This is a genomic window from Mycobacterium sp. DHQP2018-32-09 (assembly GCF_058148405.1).
Window position 1 is genome coordinate 47,860 of the sequence record NZ_JBYVYK010000019.1, and the last position, 23,787, is coordinate 71,646.

A 23,787-nucleotide genomic window follows, 5' to 3' on the forward strand; every position below is an offset into this window, starting at 1 on the left:
TCATGGAACTCACCGACCGCGTCGTCGTGGTCACGGGTGCCGCGTCCGGGATCGGGCGGGCCCTGGCGACCGCATTCGCCGCGGCGGGGGCGGCGGTGGTCGTCGGTGACCTGACGCAGGCCGGCGTCGACGCAACGGCGGCACGGATCGTGGCCGCAGGCGGTCGGGCCACGGGCATCGCGGCCGACGCCGCGTCGACGGAGGGCATCGCGGCCATGGTGGCGGCGGCGACCGAGCGGTTCGGGCCCGTCGACGTCTACGTGGCCAACGCCGGCATCATCGGGCCACCGGGCCTGGGCGACGACGAGGCCGACTGGGACGCGGTGATCGACGTCAACGTCCGGGCCCACGTGCGCGCGGCCAAGGCGGTGATTCCCGACTGGGTGCGCCGGGGCAGCGGGCACTTCGTGACGGTCGCCTCGGCGGCCGGGCTGCTGACGCAGCTGGGCGCGGCGGGTTACGCGGTGACCAAGCATGCCGCGGTCGGCTTCGCGGAGTGGCTGGCGATCACCTACGGCGGCCAAGGCGTCGGGGTGTCGTGCGTGTGCCCGATGGGCGTGGCCACCCCGCTGCTCGACGGCATCACCGATTCGTCGGACGCCACGGCGCGGCTGGCAGCGGCGGCGGTGCGCAACGCCGGTGACGTGCTGAGCCCGGACCAGGTGGCCGCGGCCACGGTTCAGGCCGTCCGGTCGGGCACCTTCCTGGTGTTGCCGCACCCGGCGGTGCTGGACATGTATCGGCAGAAGGGTGCCGACTACGAGCGGTGGCTCACCGGCATGCGGCGGTACCAGTCGGGTCTGGCCTGAGACCCGCGGGTCAGCACAGCCCGGCCGCGCGCTCCTCGTCGATGATCCTCGACACCGGCTGGCCCAGGTGGGCGGCGAAGTCGTCGGTGGCCCGCATGGCCCAGGCGCCGTCCTCGTAGACGAGGTAGCGGTAGCGCTCGACGCCGTGTGAGGTCATCGCCACGACGGCCTGACCGTCGGGCTGCAGCCGCACCCCGGTGACCGCGACGCGTGGCCCGGGCTTCTTGCACGTCTGGTAGAAGGTCACGAAGTCGGCCTTGGAGATGCCGTCGCGGACGTCGCGGGCCATGTGGTCCCACACGCCGGCGAAGTCGCCGTCGCCGAAGCGGTCCAGGGTGGCCTGGGCGGCGACGGTGGCCGCGCCGAGCGTCACGTCGGCACCGCCAGGCGCCGCCACCGGGTAGGCCGCGGGGGTGCGCAGGACCGACGAGGCGACGGCCCCCTGGGAGACGCCGCACGCCGCACACGCCGCCACCGCGATCGACGCCGTCAGCAGACCGGCACGCACACCCATGGCGGGCAGAGTAGCCGCGATCGGTCGGCGCCGCCGGGAAAGCGGTCGATGAGCGCGATGACCCTCGTCGATCTCGGACGGTGACACCACGGTTGCCCCACCTGGTGCGCGCCGCCCACGGTGGGCGCCGTCAGGTGGGCCGGGGACCTAGCGGTGATCCGGGCGCGCTGGGGGGCCGACGCGTTCCCCCCGTTCGCGGCGGCGCCGGCGCGACACTGGCGGCCTGCGAGCACGCACACGGGAAGGCGCAAGACATGACCACAGCCGACGACGTCGCCGTCCATCACGGTCGCGCCTGGGTCGGACCGGACCAGACGGTTCGCATCGGTTACACGGTGGCGTCTCCACCGGAACCGACGAAGACCGTCGTACTCCTGCACGGCGCCCCCCAAACCCGGTACGAGTGGCGCAAGGTCATGGTGCCGCTGGCCGCTGCCGGCTACCGGGTGATCATGCCCGACCATCGCGGCGCGGGTGCGTCCGACAAACCGCGAGACGGATACGACAAGTGGACCATGGCCGGTGACGTCCACGGTCTGGTGCGCGACACCCTGGGCGTGGCCGAGCCCTTCTCACTCGTCGGCCACGATGTCGGGTCCATGCTGGCCCTGAGTTTCGCGCTGCGCTACCGCGAGGACGTCACGAGCCTCACCCTGATGGAGGCTCCGCTGCCGGGGACTGCCTACTACGAATGGCGCGTGGCTCAGAAGTCGGCCTGGCAGTTCTCCTTTCACGCCAACCCGGACGTCGCCGTGTACCTCGTGCACGGACGTGAACGGTGGTACGTCAACCGATTCTTCGACGAGCTGACCCATCAACCGGATGCCATCTCCGACGACGACCTCGACGTCTACACCCGCGCGTACGAAGCCCCGGGAGCCATCCGCGCGATGTGTGAGACCTACCGGGAACTCGACCGCGACGCCGACGACAATCGCACCGCGCTTCGACGACACGGCAAGCTCACCGTCCCGGTGCTGGCGTCGGGGGGCGCATGCAATCCTCTCGCCCGACACTTCCGGGCGATGTGCGAAGAGGTCGCCCATACGGTGACGGATCAGCTCGTCCCGGACTGCGGCCACTGGGTGCCCGAGGAGCAGCCGGAGTACTTCACCAGGATGTTCCGCGAATTCGATGCGTCCGCTCGGGGCGAGACCACGCAGCTCGTCGGCGGTTCGGTCGGCCACCAGGTCGAGGGGGTGCAGCACTCCCCCTCACGCCCTCCGCAGGGCACTTAGCGTGGTCGCGGTGGCGCCGGTCGACCCGGGCCCGAATGGGTTTTACAACATGGTCAAGTGGAGGTAGACGCAATGGAGAAGGCGAACCCGCAGACGATCGGCATCGCCGGTAAGACGGTGCCACGCCTGGGTTTCGGTTCGATGAGGTTCACGGGCCGCGGGATCTGGGGCGAACCCGAGGATAGGGACGAGTGCATCGCGGTGGCTCGTCGCGCGGTCGACCTTGGCGTTCGGTTCATCGACACCGCCGACTCCTATGGCCCGCACGTCGCCGAAGAGATCGTGCGCGAGGCGCTGCATCCGTACCCCGATGACGTCGTCATCGCGACGAAGGCGGGCCTGACCCGGAACGGTCCCGATGTCATCGACACCGAGTCCGGGCCGAAGCGCCTCGGCCCGGCGGCCTGGCCGCCGGTCGGACGACCCGAATACCTGCGGCAACAGGTGTTGATGAGCATGCGCCGGCTGAGGGTCGAGCAGATCGATCTGCTGCAGTTGCACCGCGTGGATCCCAAAGTGCCGCTGTCGGAACAGATCGGTGAACTCAAGGCACTGCAGGACGAGGGCAAGATCCGCGAGATCGGCATGTCGCAATGCACGGTGGAGCAGCTCGACGAGGCACGACAGATCGCCGACATCGTCAGCGTCCAAAGCCGGTTCAACGTGATGGACCGCAGTGCCGACGACATCCTGAAGGTGTGCGAACGCGATGGGCTCGCCTTCATTCCGTGGGCGCCGGTGGCGCAGGGCGGGTTGGCAGAGGCCCACCAGGCGCTCGCCGACGTCGCCCGCGCGCACGGGTGCACCGTGGGGCAGGTGGCGATCGCGTGGTTGTTGCACCTCTCCCCGGCGATGCTGCCCATCCCCGGCACCTCGCGCCGCACCCATCTCGAAGAGAACGTGGCCGCCGCCGACGTGCGGTTGACACCGGAACAGATCGACCAGCTCACCGCGGCTGCCGGTTGATCACCCCGCGGCGGCACACGGGGTGGCGAACTCCGTTTGCCGCCAACAACTCTCGGCTACGGCGACGCAGCCGCCGCCGTCAGCGACCGAAGCAGCGCAACGGCGTCGGGAGACGACCCGTTCTCCAGCGGACAGTAGACGAACAGCCGCTGGTCGGGCGCATCCGCCACCTCGAGCGCCTCGAAGTGCAGGTGTAGCTCGCCGACTCGCGGATGATGGAACACCTTGTCCTCGCTGGTGCGCGGACGGACGTGATGGGTCGCCCACAGTTCGGCGAACACGGAACTGCGGGCGGAGATCTCGTCGACCACCGCGGCGACGCGGTCGTCGTTCGGGAACCGGGTGAGGCCTGCACGGAGGTTGCCGACGACCTGAGTGGCCACCTGATGCCACTCCGTGTAGAAGTCTTCGGCGGCAGGGTCCAGGAACACCATGCGGGCGAGGTTGTCGGTCGCGCTGAAGCCGCTGTACATGGCTTCGGCCATCGCGTTGATCTTGAGGATGTCGAGTCCGATGTCGACGACGATCGCCGGGACGCGCAAGCCGGAATCGAGCAGGAGCGCGACCCCCGGCGAGACCGTGGTCGATTGAACCGGCATCGCGAGGGGAACGGGATGGACCAGCGAGACGAGGTAGGCGGTCGCGTGCGCGTCGAGCCGCAGCGCGCGGGCGAGCGCCCGAAGCACCTGTAGCGACGGCCGGTGCTCCCGGCCCTGTTCGAGCCGTCGGTAGTAGTCGGTGCTCAATCCGGCGAGGAGAGCCAGCTCTTCTCGACGAAGGCCCCGCACCCGCCGGCCGTCACCGGGCACAAGGCCGACGTCCTGCGGCGTCACCGCCTCACGCCTCGCTCGCAGGAACGAACCGAGTTCCGCGGGTCCATCTGCCATGACCCATCCCTAACGGACTTCCCCGCGGCTGGCAAGGGTGCGTCTGCTCACGGCCGGCCCACATTCGCGCTCCCTCCAGGCTGAGGAGCCGATGCGGCCCGGGGGCGCATGATTCACGACACGGACTGCGAGCCCATGCGGCAGGGGTCAAGAGAGCGGGCGTCGCGGCCGCGAATCGTCCGCGGTGCGCCCGCGATCCACGGGACGCATCGGGCGGGTTCCGCAGTTTCACCTTTGGCGTCCTGCCCCCTCTGCCGGGCGAAGACGCAGCGCTTCCAGCGACCATGCAGTTCACCTCTAGCTCTGATTGGTACTCACGGCCGCTCTGCCCTAGCTTGCGACATAGATCGGCAACGGCCGCTGTGTCGTCTCTTTCCCCCGCAGATATCGACGGGCGAGGCGTTGCTGCTCAAGCGATTCCCAGGCCAACGCCAGGGCTTCGAGCCAACGTGCGATACCCAGGGCGGCAGCCACACCCCCCGGCGCGTTCCGATCGTACGGCGGATCTTCGAGATCGATCAGCGGCGGCAGCCAAGGCCACTTCGGTGCGATCAGCTTCGTCCTCGAGTTCGACAATGCTCGATCAAAGGTTGCTTGTAGCTCTGAGATCTCGGCTGCGACAGCGTCTATCACGAGCGCAAGGTGGATCATTCCGGCATGGCTTCCGGCGTCGGCCTTGGCGCATGCCTTCACTCCCGTCGACGTTGCGACTAGGTATCGCCCCTGCGTCAGGCTTCGCAGTGCGACGCGGGCGTTCGAGTCGATCACCCAACCCCCGGACATGCGAGTCAGCCCAGCATCCGCGCTCATGTCGACCTGCCACACGATGACGCTGCCGTCAGCGGCGTCGACCACCGCGGCCGACTGATAGACCGCGGTCATGAGGGCTGTAGCTTCGGTGCGCAGTCAGGACACGCGGTCGGTCTACGACCCCGCATTCTTGGCCGCTGCCACTCAGACCCGCATTCGGCACACACAAGCAGCACTACCGCCGTCGCAACCTTGGCGCTCGGAATCCGTTCCGCTGCATTCGTGGTGCGTTGCAGAAGATCATCTCGCGAGCAGTCCAGGCAGATCGACCCAACGGCCTGACGGGGAGCCATCCATGAACCTCCGCATTTGACGCACACCAGCGCTACTCCACCCAAGGCCGTACGGGCCGAGGGCACAGCGGTTCCATCGTTGAGTGCAGCGAAGAAATCGGAGAAGGAACAGATTGGAATGCCGACCTGTCTAGCCCTGAGAGCCTTTGTCGATCGCGATTCCCCGTCGGCGGCGACAACGATGTCGGGTCCCTTTTTCGTCACCGACTTTGCGACGATCAAGCCATACTTCTGCGCCATCTGTTCCTGCATCGCTCGGCTGACATTCTCACCGTCTAATCGGCCCTGACCGGTGAAGCACACTGTCATGCCCGGCTTCAGTTCGAGGTGGCCAGCGACGGCGCGGTAGTGATCGATCCTGCTCATCACTGGCTTCGTGTCGACCTGCAGGAGTGCTGCCGCCCGACAGAGTTGTTCGTGCTCGTCGTCGGTGACGACGCCGTCCTCGAGTGCGGCGTCGACGAGTCCGTTCACGAACTCGCGGTGGGCACGCGCCACCGCACGCTCGTCAAGGCCGAGATCGGCGGCGAGTGCGCTCAGCGCCTCCCTCTCGTCGGGTGTCAGCTTCAGATCGGCCATCGCGCCGTCCAACAATTGGACGTAGGGGGCGACGTCGATGCTCGTATGCATTCCACGGGCCAGGTCGGCCAAGTACGGTGCAGGCGGAAGCACCTCGACGCGCCCTTCTCGGGCATGCACGCGCAACGGCGTGACGTGCAGCGGTGCGGCAGTCGCCGGCGAGCATCGGTCGACATATTGATTGCGGGTTGCGAACAGAAGTCGTGCGGTGGCTCGCGCATCGGCAATGGCGCGGTGCGCGTCGTCGAGCACGATCCCGTGTTCCTCGCACGCTTGACCGAGCTTGCATCCGGTGACTCGAAGAGTGTCGAGCCCCGTCCCCCATTCGATGTCGATTCCGGCGTCCAGCAACTCGGTGCCGATCATCCGCATGTCGAATCGGACGTTATGGCCGGCGATTACGGCTCCGTTCAGCCGCGCTGCGATGTGATGTGCGACCTCGGCAAACGTTGGTGCTGGACGCACCATGCTCGCTTCGATGCCGTGAATCCATGTGGGCCCGACGTCCCGCAGTGGCTGGACGAGGGTCTCGAACTCATCGAGAACGCGACCGTCGCAGTCCAACGTCAGGATCGCAATTTCGACGATCCGGTCGCTGTTGTACACACCGGTTGTCTCGACGTCGATGACCGCGATCCGGCCGTTACGACCGATCAGATGCTCGATACCCGGCGGAGACGGGTTCGCCGGCCGACCCGTGGTCGCCGCACCATGGGTAGTCGTCGCCGTGCGCCCCGTCCACTGTCGACCGTCCCACCATCGCAAATCCGCCTGACTCCACGGATCGTCGTACCAACCAGCAGCTATCCCCATGGGCCCCCCTACCCTTGCCTCGATGCCGAGGTTTGCTCAACGTACCGGGACTCGCAGAAACGCAAGTCGAAACATGGAGATTGGGGACGGGCGTGGCGACGTTCGCGCGGCTCGTACTGGCCACCACGCCAGAGACCCATTGACATCGAGCTGAGAAGCCGCGGGGGTGAAGGCGATGGCCGAAACCAGGTTCTGGGACTCGGTATACGACGGGCGCAATGCGAGGGAACGGCGGCTCCGACCATCGATGGAAGATCACGGCGGGGCGGCCCCGTCTGAGTTCGTCTCGGAGAAAACACCAACGACAGGCGGAGATGGGCACTACGCGGCCGTATCGGACTCACTTCTACCGCACGACCGTCGAATTCGACTGCCGCACGGGAGAAGTCTGCAAGCCGCTATACCGGCCAGATCATCGTCACAGTCCGCGCGACGTTCGGCCTCGCCGACGCCGCAGGGCCCACCGCGACCTACAGGCCAGCCGCACGCATGAATCGGCCCTTCCCGGGGCAGAGCCGGGCGGGGCAACACCTGCCCGGCGATGGCCCCGGGAGGCCGCCCCGCTGGTCACCGGGGACACCCACCCTAGGATGACCCGCATGGCCGAACCAGCGCGCCGGCGGCTGTCCCCCGACGACCGCCGCAACGAGTTGCTCGCGCTCGGTGCCGAGGTCTTCGGGCAGCGCCCCTACGACGAGGTGCGCATCGACGAGATCGCCGAGCGGGCCGGCGTCTCGCGCGCGCTGATGTACCACTACTTCCCGGACAAGAAGGCGTTCTTCGCAGCCGTCGTGCGGGCCGAGGCCGAGCGCCTGTTCGAGGCCACCAACACCCCACCCCAGCCGGGTCAGAGCCTGTTCGACCAACTGCGCACCGGTGTGCTGGCCTACGTGCGCTACGACGAGGCGCATCCGCACGGCGCGTGGGCCGCCTACATGGGGATGGTCCGCACCGATCCGGTGCTGCGCGGCATCGACGACATCGACAACGACCGCCAGGCCGACCGCATCGCCACCCGCATCTCCGAGGCCGTCGGTCCCGGGCTCGACGCCACGTTGGAGCGCGACCTGCGGGTCATCGTCTACGGCTGGCTGGCGTTCACCTTCGAGCTGTGCCGGCAGCGGGTGTTGGACCCGTCGCTGGACCCGGGGCGACTCGCCGACTCCTGCGCCCACGCGCTGCTCGACGCCATCGCCCGCGTGCCCGGCATCCCGGACGCGCTGGCCGCCGCGGTGTCCCCGGACCACCGCTGACCCGGGCGGCGGCCGGGATGACCAGTTCGACTGGTTCGTCGGGGGTGCCGGGCACCGTGGATTCGTTGGGGGTGCCGGGCACCATGGATTTGTCGGGGGTGCCGGGCACCATGGATTTGTCGGGGGTGCCGGGCACCATGGATTTGTCGGGGGTGCCGGGCACCATGGACCGATGACCTCCGCACCATCTCCCATGGCGCCGTTCAGCGCCGTCACCCGGGAATGGTTCACGGGCACGTTCGCCGAGCCCACGGCCGCCCAGGCCCAGGCCTGGCAGGCCATCGCCAAGGGTGACGACACGCTGGTCATCGCGCCCACCGGATCCGGCAAGACGCTGGCGGCGTTCCTGTGGGCCATCGACCGGCTGGCCACCGAACCGCCGCGTGAGCAGGCACCCCGGCCCGGCACCCGCGTGCTCTACGTGTCACCGCTGAAGGCGCTGGCCGTCGACGTCGAGCGCAACCTGTCGACCCCGCTGATCGGCATCACCCGGGTGGCCGAGCGGCTCGGCACCCCCGTCCCGGCCATCAGTGTCGGCGTCCGCTCGGGCGACACCACGCCCGCCCGCAGGCGCGAACTCGTCAGCAAGCCGCCGGACATCCTCATCACCACCCCCGAGTCGCTGTTCCTCATGTTGACCTCGGCGGCCCGCGAGTCGCTGACCGACGTCACCACCGTGATCGTCGACGAGGTGCACGCCGTCGCGGGCACCAAGCGCGGCGCACATCTGGCCCTGTCGCTGGAACGGCTCGACCAGTTGCTCGGCACGCCGGCGCAGCGCATCGGGTTGTCGGCCACGGTGCGCCCGCCGGAAGAGGTCGCCCGGTTCCTGTCGGGGGCTTCGCCCACCACGATCGTCGCCCCGCCCGCGGGCAAGACGTGGGACCTCGCGGTCCAGGTGCCGGTGCCCGACATGGCCAACCTGGAGAACAACACCATCTGGCCCGACGTCGAGGAACGCATCGTCGACCTCATCGAGTCGCACCGCAGCTCGATCGTCTTCGCGAACTCCCGGCGGCTCGCGGAGCGGCTGACGTCGCGGCTCAACGAGATCCACGCCGAGCGCCTGGGCCTCGAGGCGCCCGAAGGCCACAACCCGCAGGTGGGCGGCGGCGCACCGGCCCACGTCATGGGCAGCGGTCAAGCGTCGGGAGCCGCACCCCTGCTGGCCAAGGCGCATCACGGCTCGGTCAGCAAGGAGCAGCGCGCCATCGTCGAGGAGGACCTCAAGAGCGGTCGCCTGCGCGCCGTGGTCGCGACCTCGAGCCTCGAACTCGGCATCGACATGGGTTCGGTCGACCTGGTGATCCAGGTGGAGGCGCCGCCGTCGGTGGCCAGCGGTTTGCAGCGCGTCGGGCGTGCCGGACACCAGGTGGGCGAGGTGTCGCGGGGCGTGCTGTTCCCCAAGCATCGCACCGACCTGATCGACTGCGCCGTCACCGTGCAGCGCATGCTCACCGGCGAGATCGAGACCTTGCGCGTGCCCGCCAACCCTCTCGACGTGCTGGCCCAGCACACCGTCGCCGCCGCGGCGCTCGAACCCGTCGACGCCGACCGCTGGTTCGAGGTCGTGCGCCGCTCGGCCCCCTTCGCCACGTTGCCGCGCAGCGCCTTCGAGGCCACGCTGGACCTGCTCAGCGGCAAGTATCCGTCCACCGAGTTCGCCGAATTGCGCCCCCGCCTGGTCTACGACCGTGACGACGGCACCCTCACCGCCCGCCCCGGGGCGCAGCGGCTGGCCGTCACCTCCGGCGGCGCCATTCCCGACCGCGGGTTGTTCGCCGTGTTCCTCGCCACCAACGCCGACACCGAGAAGCCCTCCCGCGTCGGGGAACTCGACGAGGAGATGGTGTACGAGTCCCGGCCGGGCGACGTCATCTCGCTCGGCGCCACCAGCTGGCGGATCACCGAGATCACCCACGATCGCGTCCTGGTGATCCCGGCGCCCGGCGAACCGGCCCGCCTGCCGTTCTGGCGCGGTGACGGCGTGGGACGCCCCGCCGAACTCGGCGCGGCCATCGGCGAATTCACCGGCCAGCTCGCGGTACTGCCGCGCGAGAAGTTCGACGAGCGCTGCGCGACGATGGGCTTCAACGACTTCGCCACCGACAACCTGCATCAGCTGCTCACCGAGCAGCGCGAGGCCACCGGGACGGTGCCCACCGACACCACGTTCCTGGTGGAGCGCTTCCGCGACGAACTCGGAGACTGGCGCGTCATCCTGCACTCCCCCTACGGCTTGCGCGTGCACGGTCCGCTCGCGCTGGCGGTGGGTCGGCGGCTGCGGGAGCGCTACGGCATCGACGAGAAGCCCACCGCCTCCGACGACGGCATCATCGTGCGCCTGCCCGACACCGACGACGTGGCACCGGGCGCCGAGTTGTTCGTGTTCGACGCCGACGAGATCGAGCCGCTCGTCACCGCCGAGGTCGGCGGCTCGGCACTGTTCGCCTCGCGGTTCCGGGAGTGCGCGGCCCGCGCGCTGCTGCTGCCCCGCAAGCACCCCGGCAAACGCTCCCCGCTGTGGCACCAACGCCAGCGCGCCGCACAGCTCCTCGACGTCGCCCGCAAGTACCCCGACTTCCCCATCGTGCTCGAGACCGTGCGCGAGTGTCTGCAGGACGTCTACGACGTGCCCACGCTCGTCGAGCTGATGACGCGCATCGCCAATCGGCGCGTCCGCGTGCTGGAGGTCGAGACCGCGACGCCGTCACCGTTCGCGGCCTCGCTGCTGTTCGGCTACGTCGGCGCGTTCATGTACGAGGGCGACAGCCCGCTCGCCGAGCGGCGCGCCGCGGCGCTGTCGCTGGACACCGTGCTGCTCTCGGAGCTGCTGGGCCGCGTGGAACTGCGCGACCTGCTGGATCCGCGCGTCATCGAGTCGACCGTCGCCCAGTTGCAGCACCTGGCTCCGGACCGGGCGGCGCGCGACGCCGAGGGGGTCGCCGACCTGCTGCGACTGCTCGGCCCACTCACGGAAGCCGAAGTGGCGCAACGGTGTACGGCCGACGATGTGGGCGGCTGGCTGGAGGGCCTGCGCACGGCCCGCCGGGCGTGGCAGGTGTCGTTCGCCGGCGAGACGTGGTGGGTCGCCATCGAGGACATGGGTCTACTGCGCGACGGCGTCGGCATCGCCGTGCCCGTGGGCGTGCCCGCGACCTTCACCGAGACCGTCCGCGACCCGCTCGGCGAACTCGTCGGCCGTTACGCGCGCACCCGCGGCCCCTTCACCACCGCCGACGCGGCGACGCGTTTCGGGTTGGGACTGCGGGTCACCGCCGACGTGCTGGGCCGCATGGCCGTCGACGGCAAGCTGGTGCGGGGCGAGTTCACCGACCTGCCCGGCGGCGGCGAACAGTGGTGTGACGCCGACGTACTCAAGATCCTGCGGCGCCGCTCGCTGGCGGCGCTGCGCGCCCAGGTCGAGCCCGTCAGCACCGCGGCGTTCGCGCGGTTCCTGCCTGCGTGGCAGCACGTCGGCTCCACCCGCAACTCCGGGATCGACGGGCTCGCCACGGTGATCGACCAGTTGTCGGGCGTCGCGATGCCGGCGTCGGCCGTCGAACCCCTGGTGTTCGCCCAACGCGTGCGCGACTACCAGCCGGCGATGCTCGACGAGCTGCTGGCCTCCGGCGAGGTCACCTGGTCGGGTGCGGGGCCCATCGCCGGGTCGGACGGGTGGATCGCCTTCCACGCGGCCGACGCCGCGCCGCTGACGCTGGCCGCGCCCGCCGAGATCGAGTTCACCGACACCCACCGCGAGATCATGGACACCCTGTCGGGGGGCGGGGCGTACTTCTTCCGGCAGCTCAGTGCGGCGGGCACCGACGAGAGCGTGAAACAGGCACTGTGGGAACTGATCTGGGCAGGGTGGGTCACCGGCGACACGTTCGCGCCGGTGCGCGCGATCCTGGGCGGGACCCGCAGTCGCGGCGGGGCGCACCGCCAGCGCAAGCGCCCGCCGCGCCTGTCGCGCTACAGCGTCGCCCACGCGCAGACGCGGCAGACCGATCCCACGGTCGCCGGGCGATGGTCGGCGCTACCTGCCGCAGAACCCGATTCGACCATCCGGAGCAGCTTCCAGGCCGAGCTGCTGCTCACCCGGTACGGCGTGTTGACGAAGGGCTCGGCCCAGGACGTCACCGGCGGGTTCGCCATGCTCTACAAGGTGCTCAGCGCGTTCGAGGAGGCTGGTCGCTGCCAGCGCGGCTACTTCGTCGAGTCCCTGGGTGGGGCGCAGTTCGCCGTGGCCTCCACGGTCGATCGGCTCCGCACCTACCTCGACGACGTCGACGCCGAGACGCGCCGATACCAGGCGGTGGTGCTGGCCGCCGCCGATCCCGCCAACCCGTACGGCGCGGCGCTGCCGTGGCCCGCGCAGGGCACCCATCGGCCCGGCCGCAAGGCGGGTGCCCTGGTGGTGCTGGTCGACGGCGAGTTGACGTGGTTCCTCGAGCGGGGCGGTCGCACGCTGCTGTCGTACTCCGACGACGCCGAGGCCCAGCGCGCGGCCGCGGTGGCGCTCGTCGACCTGGTGGGTGCGGGGCGGTTGCAGTTACTGCTGGTCGAGAAGGTCAACGGCGAGGCCGTGCTGAGCCCCACCCCCGAGCACGCGGCGGTGGCCGACGCGCTGGTGGCGGCGGGGTTCTCGCGGACGCCCCGCGGGTTGCGGCTGCGCTGACCAGCGGCCTCGGCCAGCCACTTGACCCTCACACCGCGTCAGGGACCACACTCGGCGGGGTGATGCGGGACAACGGCGGTGTGACGCAGGAGGTGCGGATGGACGAGCTGACGGTCGGCGAGGTCGCGCAGCGCTTCGGAATCACGGTGCGGACGCTGCACCATTACGACCACGTCGGGTTGCTGACGCCGAGCCGGCGCACGACGTCCGGGTACCGGGTGTACACGGACGCCGACCTGACGCGGCTGTCCCAGATCATCGTCTACCGCCGCCTCGAGCTGTCCCTCGACGAGATCGCCGAGCTGCTGACCGGCGGCGACGAGGTCAGCCACCTGCGCCGCCAGCGCGACCGTGTCGCAGCCCAACTCGACGAGCTGACCACGCTCGTCGAGGCCATCGATCAGGCATTGGAGAAGGCCATGACGAACACCCCGATGACTCACGACGACATGCGCGACCTGTTCGGCGACACCTTCGACGACTATCAGGCCGAGGCCGAGCAGCGGTGGGGCGAGACCCCGCAGTGGCAGGAGTCGCAACGCCGCACGAAGACGTACGGCAAGGCGGAGTGGCTCCAGCTCAAGGCCGAGGGCGAGGCGATCGAGAAGGCGCTGGCCGACGCGTTCCGTGCGGGGCTGCCCGCGGATTCGGACGCGGCGATGGATGCCGCGGAGCGTCACCGGCGTCACGTCGAGCGCTGGTTCTACGACTGCCCGCCGTCGTTTCACCGCTGCCTGGGCGATCAGTACGTCGGCGATCCGCGGTACGTCGCGACCTATGACGAATCCTTCGGGCTCCCCGGTCTTGCCACCTTCTGCCACGACGCCATCCACGCGAACGCCGACCGGGCCGCGCGCGGCTGAACCCCATGTTTCGTCAAATTTGACGAAACATCGCCCTCGGCCGCCCATACTGCCCGCATGGTCTCGCTCGCCGTCCACCTGGCCCTCGGCATGGCCGTCGTCGCCTGGATCGTCCGGGCCAACCCGCAGATCTTCCGGCGGCCCGCGGCGGGTCCGCCGGCGTCCGCGATGGAGGTTGCGCTCTACGTCGTGGGCGTCGCCTCGATCGCGCTGGGCTACTACTTCAACCACCGCTTCGTCGCCGAATACGCCGTCGCAGGCGGCAACCCGTTCTGGGGACCGGGCAGCTGGCAGCAGTTCATCGCCCTGGGATACGCCAATCCCGCGGCGGCGTCGGCGAGTCAGGACTACACCATCATCAACGTGATCCTGCTCCCGCTGTTCACGGTGTGGGACGGGTACCGACGCGGCATCCGGCGCCCATGGCTGTTCTTCGTCTCCAGCCTGTTCACCAGCTGCGCGTTCGCGTACGCGTTCTACTTCGCGGTCGTGGTGCGCCAGCACCGCCACCAGGATGCCGCGCTCGTCAGCGCCTGACGCACGTGCCTACAGTGCAGGCATGGGTCTGCACACCGCACTCACCGCGCTGCTGGGCATCGAGCACCCCGTGCTCAACGCACCGATGGGCGACGTCGCCGGGGGCGCGCTGGCCGCCGCGGTGGCCGAGGGCGGCGGACTCGGCCTGGTGGGCAGCGGAGACCTGGGCTGGCTTCGAAGCCAGGTCTCGCTGGCCCGCACCACGACCGAAAAGCGTTGGGGCGTAGGTTTGTTGAGCTGGTCAGCCGACCAGGCGACGGTGGACTGGGTGATCGCGCAGCGCCCGGCTGCCATCATGCTGTCCTTCGGCGACCCGACGCCGTTCGCCCCCGCGGTACGGGCGGCGGGCATCCCGCTGCTGGTGCAGGTGACCACGCTCGACGATGCCCGTCGTGCGCTCGACGTCGGCGCCGACGCGGTGGTCGTCCAAGGCGCCGAGGCAGGCGGCCACGGGGAGGGACGTGCCACGCTGCCGTTCGTGCCCGCCGTCGTCGACCTCGCCGGGGACGTTCCGGTGGTGGCTGCGGGCGGCATCGCCGACGGCAGGGGCTTGGCGGCCGCGCTGGTTCTCGGCGCCTCGGGCGCGATGTTGGGCACGCGGTTCGAGGCGACGCGCCAGGCGCTGGTCAGCGAGTACGAGGCCGCGGCCGTCGTCGCGGCCACGGCGGCGGGCACCACGCGTGACCGCGTTCTGGACGTGGTCAACGATTCCCCGTGGCCGCGGCGGTTCACCGCGCGCACGCTGCGCAACGCGTTCACCGACCGCTGGCACGACCACGAGGACGCGCTGCGCTTCGACGCCGCCGCCAAGGCGGAATACGCCGCAGGCGTCCAGCGCGGCGATCCCGACTACCTCCCGGTGTGGGCGGGCGAGGCGGTGGACCTGATCCACGATCTCGACGATGCCGGTCCGCTGGTGGGACGGCTGGTCGCGGACGCCGAACGCGCGCTGCGCGCCATCGACATCCGCTAGTCGCCCGAGTGCGGCGTCGGGCTCTGAGGCGACTCCCACTTCGACTCCAGCGTGCGCGTGACGATGGCCTGCGCGGGCAGCTCCAGGTCGAACGTCTCGCCGCCGTCGGTCTCGAGCGTCAGCAGGTAGTTCGGGTCACCCGCATCGACGTGCACCACCCGGTACGTGCCGGTGCGCTCTCCGTGGTCCAGCGTGACGACGTCGCCCGGCGCGACGTTCTCGACGTGATCGGCGTTGGTCTGCTCGGACATGTGCACTGCGGTATCCGCTGCGGCCGCGCGTCAAACGATCCGCGGGTGTGAGAGATAGAACTCGACGTGCGCGCGGGCCGCCGCCTCCCACGTCAGCGACTCGGCGAGCGCGCGCCCACCGGTCGCCGACACGTGGCCGGCGACGGCCTGCGCCAACCGTGCGCTGAACTGGGCGGGCGTGCGCGCGTACACCACGGTGGACCCGAACACCTCGCGCAGCACGGGCAGGTCGCGTGCGACCACCGGCCGGCCGGTAGCCAGTGCCTCCATGGCGGCGAGGCCGAAGCCCTCCTTCGTCGACGGGAACGCGAAGGCCGTCGACGCGGCCACCAGGCTGGGCAACTCAGCGTCGGCCACTGCGCCGAGGATGATCGGCGCCACCCCGAGTTCGGCGCACCGCGCATCGAACGCCGCGCGGTAGTCGCGATAGTCGAAGAGCGTCTCGCCACCGGCGATCACCAGTGCGACGTCGGGACACCGACGGCGCAGCAACGCGAACGACTCCACGAGGTCGAGGGTGCCCTTGCGCGGCTCGATGCCGCCGACGGCCAGGACGTAGCGACCCAGCTCCCGTTGCCAGCGAGCGCGGGCGGCGTGGGCGGCCGGCGTCGCCGCCGCCGCGTCGACGAAGCGCTGGGCGCACACACCGTTGGGGATGACGGTGGGGTGCAGCTGCCAGCGGGCCGACACCTCGGCCGCCACCGCCGCCGAGACGCAGATGCGGGCATAGGGGCGCACCACGGCCGACTCGTGGCACTCGGCCAGCACCGGCGTCGTGAACTCGTCGAGGTGGTGGATGGTGCGCACGCAGGCGCCGACGGCGTTGGCGCTGATGCAATCCTGGGCGTGCACCACGTCGAAGTCGGCGGACTCTTGGCGAAAGGCGCTGCCCAACAATTCGATCGACCGCACGATCCGCTGGGTGACGGTCTCGTCGCGATCCGGGAAGTCCACCAGCCGCACCCGCACGGTCTGGGCGACGTCGCGGAAGAAGCCGCGATCGCCGCGGCGGGCCAGCGACCATACCGTCACCTGGTGCCCGAGATCGGCCAGTGCCTCGGCCAGGTACAGCGTGTGCACCACGCCGCCGCGCGGTTTGGTCGAATAGGTGAGCAACGCGATGCGCACGTCTCACCCCCTGGGCCCATAGGCGTCGGTACGCCGTTCGGCGAGGTGGTTCAACACCTTTCGGGCCCGCGCGATCTCGGCGTCGACGTCGAGCGTGACCTTGGCCAGTCCCCCCTTCGACCCGGTGCCTGCCAGCACGTCGCCACCGGGTCCCACCACCTTGGCCTGTCCAAGGAAGCGCAGTGCCCCCATCACCCCGGTGAGGTTGGACGACACGACCACCACCTGATTCTCGGCCGCGCGAGCGCAGTCGTAGAGATCGAACAGCCGCGCCTGCCGGTCGGCGGGCAGCCGCGACGCCCGGTCGGTGACGCTGGCCGGCCAGGCGGACAGCGCCGCGATGATCTGGGCGTCGTCGAGCGCCAGCGCGCGGGCCGACTCGGGGAACGTCTTGTCGTAGTCGATCAGCATGCCGAGGCGACCGACGGGGGTGTCGAAGGCGCCGAATCCGTCCCCGGCGAGGTAGGCCAGTCCCTCGCCCGCGGGCTGATGCACCTTGCGATGCGTCCCCAGCACCCCGTCGCCGGAGACGCAGATCGCGGCGTTGTACCGGCCCCGCGGCGCCTCCTCGGCGTATCCGACGCACACCGTCATGGGGCCGGCGGCCGCGATGATCGCGGCGATCTCCGGACCGTCGGGATCGAGCGCAGGCGGCTGGTCACCCGGGTCCGGCGCGCGCAGGTCGCCGAGGTAGCCGCCCAGGCAGGCGTCCGGGAACACCAGCAGTTGCACGCCCTCGTGGCGGGCGGTCTCGATGATGCCCACCACCTTGGCCACGCCGCGGTCGACGTCGCGGCCGAAGTTCGCGGCGACGGCTCCCACCGACACGAGCGTCACGTCAGGCCCTGCCCAGCCCCGTCACCCCGGTCGCCACCGCCGCGGTGGTCACGCCGTCGGGCCACGACAGCCGCACCCCGGGGCGCGAGGTCAGTCGGCCGCAGACCGCACTCGCCACGCCGGCGGGCGCCTCGGGAACGGTTCCGCCCACCGTGAGCATGCCGTATCCGGGAAAGCACGTCAGCCAGGGTCCCACGTCGACATGCACCGGCCGGGGCACCTGCTGCACGTCGACGTCGACGCCGGTGCCCGATGCCTCGGCCAGCATGCCCGCGGTCCCGACGATGCCGGCCATGCTGACGTCCTTCGCCGCCCGCGGTGCGGCGTCGCTGACCCGGCGCGCCAGCCGCGCGAGGTCGGCAGGCGTACGGCCACTCGTCGAATCCCACTGCCGCCCCTGGTATCCGGGACGCCATCCGCCGGTGACGTCGACCGTCAGGCGAAGCTCGTCGCCGATGCGGCCACCGCCGGCGGGCACGGGGGTCCGGGTGCGCCCGAGCGCGGTCACCGCGAGCGCGGCGGGCACCCCCAGCTGCGTGTGGCCGCCCAGCACCGGCACGTTCCACGCGGCCGACGCGGCGGCGACACCACGCAGGATCCGGGTGAGCAGCGACCGGTTGGGCGCTCCCACCGCGTCGAGAAGCCCGATGGGAACCGCACCCATCGCCGTCAGGTCGTTGACGTTGACGAGCACCGAGCACCACCCCGCCCATTCCGGATCCCGTTCGACCATGGACGGGATGATCGCATCACATGCGGCCACGACGTCGCTGCCCGGCAGCGGTACGCCGTCGTCGCCGACGAACCCGGCCGGTCCGAGACCGCCGGGCACCGCCCGCAGCCCCGCCAGCGCGTCGCCCAGGAACGACTTGGTGGCGTCGGCCAGCCGCTGCGCCCCGCGTAGCGGCCACCGCATCAGCTCGTGAGTGGTGCCCGCGACGGTGCACGGACCACCCGTCTCCCATCCGATGCCGGCGAACAGCGGCACGTGGCGTCGTTGCACGGCGGCCTCGAACCGCAGCACCCCGGCTCCCTCGGCGTACGCGCACGCCGCCCGCACCAGTGCGGCGCCGACGCCGCCGGCGCGTGCCGCGTGTGAGGTCACCAGGCGACTGCCGGTCCACCAGCCGATGTCGGGATCGCACACCGGAGCCAGCCGGACACCTCCGAGCACGGATCCGCCGTCGGCCACCGCGACCAGGACGACGGTCCGGGGGTCGTCGTCGACGTCGTCGCGGTCGGATCCCGCGAAGAGTCGTTGCGTACGGACGAACTCCTGCGCGCGCAGCCTCCGGTAGGCCGCGAGCTGCGCCGCATCGGCGGCCGGACCGATGAGGTAGGCCGAGGTGGTGCGCGGCCCACCCGCGAGGATCGACAGCTCGGTGTGCACCGCCTTCATCCCCCGACGTTCTGCAGGACGCCGCACGCGCCGCATGCCGCGCACCCGGCCAGCTGGTCCGCGCCGGCCATGCCCGCGGCCCGCAACGCACCGGCCACCGCGCGCGACACCCGCTCCACGACCGCCGCGTCGGGCGCGGTGGCACCGTCGACGTCGACCGCCAGCGTGCCCCCGTGCGGCCGGAACGGCACCACGAACGGATAGACGCCCATGTCGATGAGATCTCCTGCACCAGAGATCATCTCGTCAGCGTCCTCACCGAGACCGACCAGCAGGTAGGTGGACACCCGATTGCGGCCGAACACGCGCACCGCCTCACGCCACGCCGCCCGATAGGCCGTCATGGGCACCGTCGCCTTCCCCGGCATCCACCGGCGGCGCACGTCGTCGTCCAGCGACTCCACGTGGATGCCGATCGCGTCGGCTCCGGCGTCGCGCAACTCCGTGAGCACGGCGAGATCCGCGGGCGGCTCGCACTGGACCTGGATCGGCAGGTGGGGTACGACCGCCTTCACCGCCCGCACGCACCGAGCGAGGTGACGGGCACCGCGGTCACTGCCCGCCGACGTGCCGGTGGTCATCACCATCTGCGTCACGCCGTCGAGCCGGACTGCGGCCTCGGCCACCTCGGCGAGTTCGGCGGGCCGTTTGACCGCGGTGGTCGCTCCCGAGCGCAACGATTCCTCGATGGAGCAGAACCGACACCGCTGGTCCTCGACGTAACGCACGCAGGTCTGTACCACCGTGGTGGCCAACACGTTCCGACCGTGCAGCCGGGCCAGCTTCTCGTAGGGCACACCGTCGGCGGTGGTGAGGTCGTAGAACGCAGGACGGTCGATCACCTCGACGTCCAAGCCGGTGTCCTCGCCGTCGCGCAGCACGCGGGCACCGTCGAACACGAACGGACTGTCGTCGTTGCGCGGAATCGCGGCGTTCAGACCGTCGATCACCAGGTGCCCGTCAGCACTCGGGCCGGCGCCGGCCGTCCGGCTCACGGGCGGTCGACCGCGAAAACCCAGCAGCGCGAGGTCGACTCGCGTCGACGTGTGGGTGGGTGACGGGATGGTCATGCCGCACTCCTTCCTCGTCGTGCGATGACGTGTTCGGCGACGTGCCGGGCGTCGGCGTCGATGCCGAGGAACCGACCGGAACCCCACGTGTGCATCCAGGGCAGCCCGATGAACGACAGACCGGGCACGCTGGTGATGCCGCGATTCTGCAGCGGTCGGCCACCCCCGTCGAACGCACTGACCTCGATCCACCGGTAGTCCGGTCGGTAGCCGATCGCCCACACGATGCTGGTGACGCCGGCCGCCGCGAGGTCCAGCTCGGTCACTTCACGGTCGGGTTCCCAGACGGGAACGTACCGCGTGGGCGCCGGTGCCACGAGACCCTCGCGCTCGATGTGCGCGTCGATGTCCGCGCAGATCGAGTCGTACACGGAGTCGGCATGATCCAGTGCCGCACGCAGGGTCGGCTCGAAGCGCAGTCGAGCGTCCTTGCCATCGGCGAGGCTGCCGTAGAGCCGCATGCCCTCCGTCGCGAACCGCCGCAGGTCGATGTCGCGGCCTCCGTCGCGCCCGGTCACGTAGTGGTTGGTCTTCTCGATCGCGGCCTTGCCACCGGGATACTCGGGAGCTGCCTTGTCGTAGAGCCCCATCTCGGCCAGCCACGTCATGCAGTCCCGCCCGCGATAGCGCCGGGCGACCCGCGGTGCCCCGCCCACGGCCAGGTGTACCTGCCGTCCGGCGAGGTGCAGGTCCTCGGCGATCTGCGCGCCCGACTGCCCGGTGCCCACCACCAGGACCGCGCCGCCGGGAAGCTGGCCGGCATTGCGGTACTGCTCGGAATGGAGCTGGGTGACGGCGGGGTCCAGCGCCGCGGCGAACGGCGGCAGCACGGGAACCGGATACCCGCCGGTGGCCACCACGGCGTTGCGGCAGACGAGGGTGTCTTCACCCGCGGCGGTCCGCAACGTCAGCTCGAATCCCCCTGCGCGGCCGGCCTTCAGGCGGGACACACGGGTATGGGTGCGCACTGGTGGCGTGAACGTCTGCAGCCACCCGTCGAGCCAGGCCACCACCTCGTCGCGCGTCATGAATCCGTCGGGATCGTCGCCGGCGTAGGCGTACCCGGGCAGGCGACAGTGCCAGTTCGGGGTCACCAGCGTGAAGTTGTCCCACCGGGTGTCGGCCCAGGCGTGCACGGGTGTGTGCGCTTCGAGCACCTGATGGTCGACGCCTGCCCGGCTCAGGTACCAACTCACCGACAGCCCCGCCTGCCCGCCGCCGATGATGGCGGTGTCCACGTGCCCGGTCACCATTCCCCCAGACCCGGATGCATGGCGGTGACCCGCACGGTGGCATCGTCGGCGTGCCGAGCCGCCGTGGCGACGATCTGCTCGGACGTGGCTGCCGCCGACGTGCACGCGAACCCGTACGTGGTGCGCACCCGCTCACTGGCCTCGTGCAGTGCCGCCGTCGCGCGCCGCCGGAAGTCGGACACGGTGTAGTCGGCGTCCACGGACAGGAAGTCGTGCATCACCAAACTCGGTGAATAGCACCGCTGGGTGCGGCCGTCGGGCCAGCGCACGTCGAACGTCATCTCAGGCATGGGTCAGCTCCCGCCACGATTGCAGGTCATCGGTGTCGGTCACCGGCCCGTAGACGTCGGGTCTGCGGTCGCGAAGGTGAAACATGCCGGCGCGCATGGTGCGGAACGTGGCGTCCAGATCCACCTCGGCCACGGCCATGCCGCTGCCGAGCGACGTCGTGGCCAGGGTATTGCCGCCCGGGTCCACGACCTTGGCATTGCCGACGTACCGCAGCGACCCGAAGGTACCGCTCTGGTTGGAGGCGATCCAGAACACCTGATTGTCCAGCGCCCGCGCCGCATCGAACAGGTTGAACCGGTAGGTCCACCGATCGTCCTGCAGGTTGGCGGCGGTCGCGGTGCGCGCTGCCGGCCACGCGGACAAGCTCGCGATGATCTGCGCACCCTTGAGCGCCATGATGCGCGCGGCCTCGGGAAACGCCTTGTCGTAACAGATCTGGAGACCCACGTGGCCCACGGGCGTGTCGAAGACGCCGTAGTCGGACCCGGCCGAATAGGACATGCCCTCACCCAACGGCTGATGCACCTTGCGGTACGTGCCGTAGATCTGCCCGCCGTCGAGGACCGCTGCCGCGTTGTACCGGGTCTCGCCGTCGTCGTCGAGTTCACAGAACCCGATGGCCACCAGGAGGTCACCGGCGATGGCGCGCACGCGGGTCAGTTCGGGTCCGTCGAGTCGGATGGCCGGAGGAAGCGACCGTGCGGTGGTCTTGACGGTGTCACCGTGGTTGCCCAGCGATGACAGGTAACCGCCGATGGCCGCCTCGGGCAGTACCAGGAAGTCGACGCCGCGGGCGCGTGCCTGGGCCGTCAGCGATTCGATGAGCGCGTAGTTCTGTTCCAAGTCCCGGGTGAAGTTCGCCGCCGCGGCAGCCAGTGTGGTGGCCACGACGTCACACCATGTAGGTCGAGTTGATGATGGCGCCCTTGCGGGCATAGTGGATGAGCGCGTCCTGCACGTCGAGCGGATGCGCCGGGATGACGCCCTCGATCAGGTCTTCTTCCCGCCCGCCGTGCAGCGCGAGGCCGAACCGGCAGCAGAACACCGTTCCGCCCTCGGAGATGAACGTCGCCAGGGCGTCGTTGATGTTCTGCTCACCCGGGAAGCCCGAATCCCCGGTCTTCGGGAAGCCGCGGGTCGCAAGGCAGTTGATGGCACCGGGACCGTAGAAGTACAGGGCGGAGTCGAAGCCCTTGCGCAACGCCCGGGTGGCCTGCAGCACGGCGACGAAGCTCACCGAGGACTCGTGGGCGATGCCGTGCACCAGCGTGAAGTAGGACTCCCCCTCCTCGGCCTGGTAGTCGGGGAAGATCTTGGTGCCGCCGTAGATGCTGGACCCCTTGGGCAACGAAGGATGCGGGATCTCGGCGAGCGAGGTCTTGATGTTCTCGGTGATCGTGTCGTCAAACGCCATTGCGGGGCTCCAGGTTTCGAGGTCGAGCGGTCACCTCGATCAAAGTCCGGCCGGATTACGGGCTGGTCATCGGCGGACTACGTTCACGTTATCGGTGGCTCACACCCGAAACGCCGGCGTAACGTGCCGACCCGTCCGGGGTACCGTGGCGGCATGCCAGAAGGCGACACCGTCTACCGCACCGCGGCCAAGCTGCGCGAGGCGCTCGAAGGCCGCACGCTGACCCGCTGCGACGTGCGCGTGCCGACGTTCGCCACCGTCGACCTCACCGGATGCGTGGTCGACGAGGTGCTCAGCCGCGGCAAGCACCTGTTCATCCGGGCCGGCGACGCCAGCATCCACTCGCATCTGAAGATGGACGGCGCCTGGCTCGTCGGCGGCCAGATCCGCCGGGTGCCCGAGTACAAGGTGCGAATCCTGTTGGAGACGAGCGATTCTCGCGCGGCCGGCGTGGATCTGGGCGTCCTCGAGATCCTGCCGCGCGATCGTGACATGGACGCGGTGGCCCACCTGGGCCCGGATCTGCTCGGCGGCGACTGGGAGCCTCGACGGGCCGCCGAGTCCCTGGTGGCGGATCCCGACCGGCCCCTGGCCGAGACGCTGCTCGACCAACGGGTCATGGCGGGCGTGGGCAACGTCTACGCCAACGAACTGTGCTTCGTGTTCGGTCACCGCCCCGCGACGCCCGTGCAGCAGGTGAAGGACCCGCTGCGGGTGGTACAGCGAGCCCGGGACATGCTGTGGCTCAACCGTTCCCGCGTCAACCGCACCACCACCGGCGACACCCGACCCGGCCGCGACCTCTGGGTCTACGGCCGGGTCGGGAGGCCGTGCCGCCGGTGCGGCACCACCATCGAGTCCGACCGGGCCGACGTCGTCGGCACCGAGCGGATCTCGTTCTGGTGTCCGGCCTGTCAGACCTGACCTG

At 70.2% G+C, this 23,787-nt stretch carries 23 protein-coding genes; 10 read left to right on the forward strand and 13 right to left on the reverse strand.

What is annotated here, in order from left to right; translation table 11 throughout:
• Positions 1-2 precede the first annotated feature (2 nt).
• Positions 3-809 carry an SDR family oxidoreductase gene (locus tag AC30CM_RS11600; RefSeq protein ID WP_490117015.1) on the forward strand — a complete coding sequence of 269 codons (807 nt, stop codon included), beginning with the start codon at positions 3-5 and terminating at the stop codon, positions 807-809.
• Between the two features lie 10 nt (positions 810-819).
• Here the strand turns inward: AC30CM_RS11600 and AC30CM_RS11605 are convergent, their stop codons facing one another.
• Positions 820-1,323, reverse strand: a complete 504-nt coding sequence (locus AC30CM_RS11605; protein WP_490117016.1) for a hypothetical protein — start codon at positions 1,321-1,323, stop codon at positions 820-822.
• Between the two features lie 254 nt (positions 1,324-1,577).
• On the opposite strand from AC30CM_RS11605, the gene AC30CM_RS11610 reads away from it, so the two are divergent.
• Together AC30CM_RS11610 and AC30CM_RS11615 are read left to right on the forward strand one after the other, a co-directional pair.
• Positions 1,578-2,561 carry an alpha/beta fold hydrolase gene (locus tag AC30CM_RS11610; RefSeq protein ID WP_490117017.1) on the forward strand — a complete coding sequence of 328 codons (984 nt, stop codon included), beginning with the start codon at positions 1,578-1,580 and terminating at the stop codon, positions 2,559-2,561.
• 72 nt (positions 2,562-2,633) lie between these two features.
• On the forward strand, positions 2,634-3,527 hold the full coding sequence (locus tag AC30CM_RS11615) for an aldo/keto reductase (RefSeq protein ID WP_490117058.1): 894 nt from the start codon (positions 2,634-2,636) through the stop codon (positions 3,525-3,527).
• 56 nt (positions 3,528-3,583) lie between these two features.
• Here AC30CM_RS11615 and AC30CM_RS11620 read toward each other — a convergent pair whose 3' ends face one another.
• The 3 genes from AC30CM_RS11620 to AC30CM_RS11630 form a co-directional block, all read right to left on the reverse strand.
• Positions 3,584-4,414 carry a helix-turn-helix domain-containing protein gene (locus AC30CM_RS11620; RefSeq protein WP_490117018.1) on the reverse strand — a complete coding sequence of 277 codons (831 nt, stop codon included), beginning with the start codon at positions 4,412-4,414 and terminating at the stop codon, positions 3,584-3,586.
• Between the two features lie 330 nt (positions 4,415-4,744).
• Positions 4,745-5,296: a hypothetical protein gene (locus AC30CM_RS11625; protein ID WP_490117019.1), complete on the reverse strand. Its 552-nt coding sequence runs from the start codon at positions 5,294-5,296 to the stop codon at positions 4,745-4,747.
• Positions 5,293-6,909, reverse strand: a complete 1,617-nt coding sequence (locus AC30CM_RS11630; RefSeq protein ID WP_490117020.1) for an exonuclease domain-containing protein — start codon at positions 6,907-6,909, stop codon at positions 5,293-5,295. The genes AC30CM_RS11625 and AC30CM_RS11630 overlap by 4 nt, the downstream gene beginning before the upstream one ends.
• Before the next feature lie 599 nt (positions 6,910-7,508).
• Here AC30CM_RS11630 and AC30CM_RS11635 point away from each other — a divergent pair.
• From AC30CM_RS11635 to AC30CM_RS11660, 6 genes are all read left to right on the forward strand, one after another.
• Positions 7,509-8,162, forward strand: coding sequence for a TetR/AcrR family transcriptional regulator (locus tag AC30CM_RS11635; RefSeq protein WP_490117021.1), 654 nt, complete (start codon positions 7,509-7,511; stop codon positions 8,160-8,162).
• Positions 8,163-8,179: 17 nt separating this feature from the next.
• The gene (locus AC30CM_RS11640) at positions 8,180-8,338 is read left to right on the forward strand and encodes a hypothetical protein (protein ID WP_490117022.1); all 159 of its coding nucleotides are present in this window, start codon (positions 8,180-8,182) and stop codon (positions 8,336-8,338) included.
• The gene (locus AC30CM_RS11645; protein ID WP_490117023.1) at positions 8,335-12,843 is read left to right on the forward strand and encodes an ATP-dependent helicase; all 4,509 of its coding nucleotides are present in this window, start codon (positions 8,335-8,337) and stop codon (positions 12,841-12,843) included. The genes AC30CM_RS11640 and AC30CM_RS11645 overlap by 4 nt, the downstream gene beginning before the upstream one ends.
• A gap of 98 nt (positions 12,844-12,941) precedes the next feature.
• The gene (locus AC30CM_RS11650) at positions 12,942-13,706 is read left to right on the forward strand and encodes a MerR family transcriptional regulator (RefSeq protein ID WP_490117059.1); all 765 of its coding nucleotides are present in this window, start codon (positions 12,942-12,944) and stop codon (positions 13,704-13,706) included.
• A gap of 57 nt (positions 13,707-13,763) precedes the next feature.
• Complete coding sequence (locus AC30CM_RS11655) at positions 13,764-14,243, forward strand: DUF2834 domain-containing protein (protein ID WP_490117024.1); 480 nt, start codon at positions 13,764-13,766, stop codon at positions 14,241-14,243.
• Between the two features lie 22 nt (positions 14,244-14,265).
• Complete coding sequence (locus AC30CM_RS11660; RefSeq protein ID WP_490117025.1) at positions 14,266-15,216, forward strand: NAD(P)H-dependent flavin oxidoreductase; 951 nt, start codon at positions 14,266-14,268, stop codon at positions 15,214-15,216.
• On the opposite strand, the gene AC30CM_RS11665 is transcribed toward AC30CM_RS11660, so the two are convergent.
• From AC30CM_RS11665 to AC30CM_RS11705, 9 genes are read right to left on the reverse strand one after another with little or no spacing between them, the layout of a single operon-like run.
• The gene (locus AC30CM_RS11665; protein WP_490117026.1) at positions 15,213-15,467 is read right to left on the reverse strand and encodes a hypothetical protein; all 255 of its coding nucleotides are present in this window, start codon (positions 15,465-15,467) and stop codon (positions 15,213-15,215) included. The genes AC30CM_RS11660 and AC30CM_RS11665 overlap by 4 nt on opposite strands.
• A 30-nt stretch (positions 15,468-15,497) precedes the next feature.
• Positions 15,498-16,595, reverse strand: coding sequence for an MSMEG_0565 family glycosyltransferase (locus AC30CM_RS11670; protein ID WP_490117027.1), 1,098 nt, complete (start codon positions 16,593-16,595; stop codon positions 15,498-15,500).
• Positions 16,596-16,598: 3 nt separating this feature from the next.
• Positions 16,599-17,423: a carbon-nitrogen hydrolase family protein gene (locus AC30CM_RS11675; protein WP_490117060.1), complete on the reverse strand. Its 825-nt coding sequence runs from the start codon at positions 17,421-17,423 to the stop codon at positions 16,599-16,601.
• A 10-nt stretch (positions 17,424-17,433) separates the two neighbouring features.
• Complete coding sequence (locus tag AC30CM_RS11680) at positions 17,434-18,831, reverse strand: MSMEG_0567/sll0787 family protein (RefSeq protein WP_490117028.1); 1,398 nt, start codon at positions 18,829-18,831, stop codon at positions 17,434-17,436.
• Positions 18,828-19,901, reverse strand: coding sequence for an MSMEG_0568 family radical SAM protein (locus AC30CM_RS11685; RefSeq protein WP_490117029.1), 1,074 nt, complete (start codon positions 19,899-19,901; stop codon positions 18,828-18,830). Before AC30CM_RS11685 ends, AC30CM_RS11680 begins: the two co-directional genes overlap by 4 nt.
• Positions 19,898-21,154, reverse strand: coding sequence for an MSMEG_0569 family flavin-dependent oxidoreductase (locus tag AC30CM_RS11690; protein ID WP_490117030.1), 1,257 nt, complete (start codon positions 21,152-21,154; stop codon positions 19,898-19,900). The genes AC30CM_RS11685 and AC30CM_RS11690 overlap by 4 nt, the downstream gene beginning before the upstream one ends.
• Complete coding sequence (locus AC30CM_RS11695; protein WP_490117031.1) at positions 21,148-21,444, reverse strand: MSMEG_0570 family nitrogen starvation response protein; 297 nt, start codon at positions 21,442-21,444, stop codon at positions 21,148-21,150. Before AC30CM_RS11695 ends, AC30CM_RS11690 begins: the two co-directional genes overlap by 7 nt.
• Positions 21,437-22,381, reverse strand: coding sequence for a carbon-nitrogen hydrolase family protein (locus tag AC30CM_RS11700; protein WP_490117032.1), 945 nt, complete (start codon positions 22,379-22,381; stop codon positions 21,437-21,439). The genes AC30CM_RS11695 and AC30CM_RS11700 overlap by 8 nt, the downstream gene beginning before the upstream one ends.
• Positions 22,338-22,859: an MSMEG_0572/Sll0783 family nitrogen starvation response protein gene (locus AC30CM_RS11705; protein ID WP_490117033.1), complete on the reverse strand. Its 522-nt coding sequence runs from the start codon at positions 22,857-22,859 to the stop codon at positions 22,338-22,340. Before AC30CM_RS11705 ends, AC30CM_RS11700 begins: the two co-directional genes overlap by 44 nt.
• Positions 22,860-23,012: 153 nt before the next feature.
• Here AC30CM_RS11705 and nei2 point away from each other — a divergent pair, with 153 nt between their 5' ends.
• Positions 23,013-23,783, forward strand: coding sequence for an endonuclease VIII Nei2 (gene nei2 / locus AC30CM_RS11710; RefSeq protein WP_490117034.1), 771 nt, complete (start codon positions 23,013-23,015; stop codon positions 23,781-23,783).
• Positions 23,784-23,787: the final 4 nt, after the last annotated feature.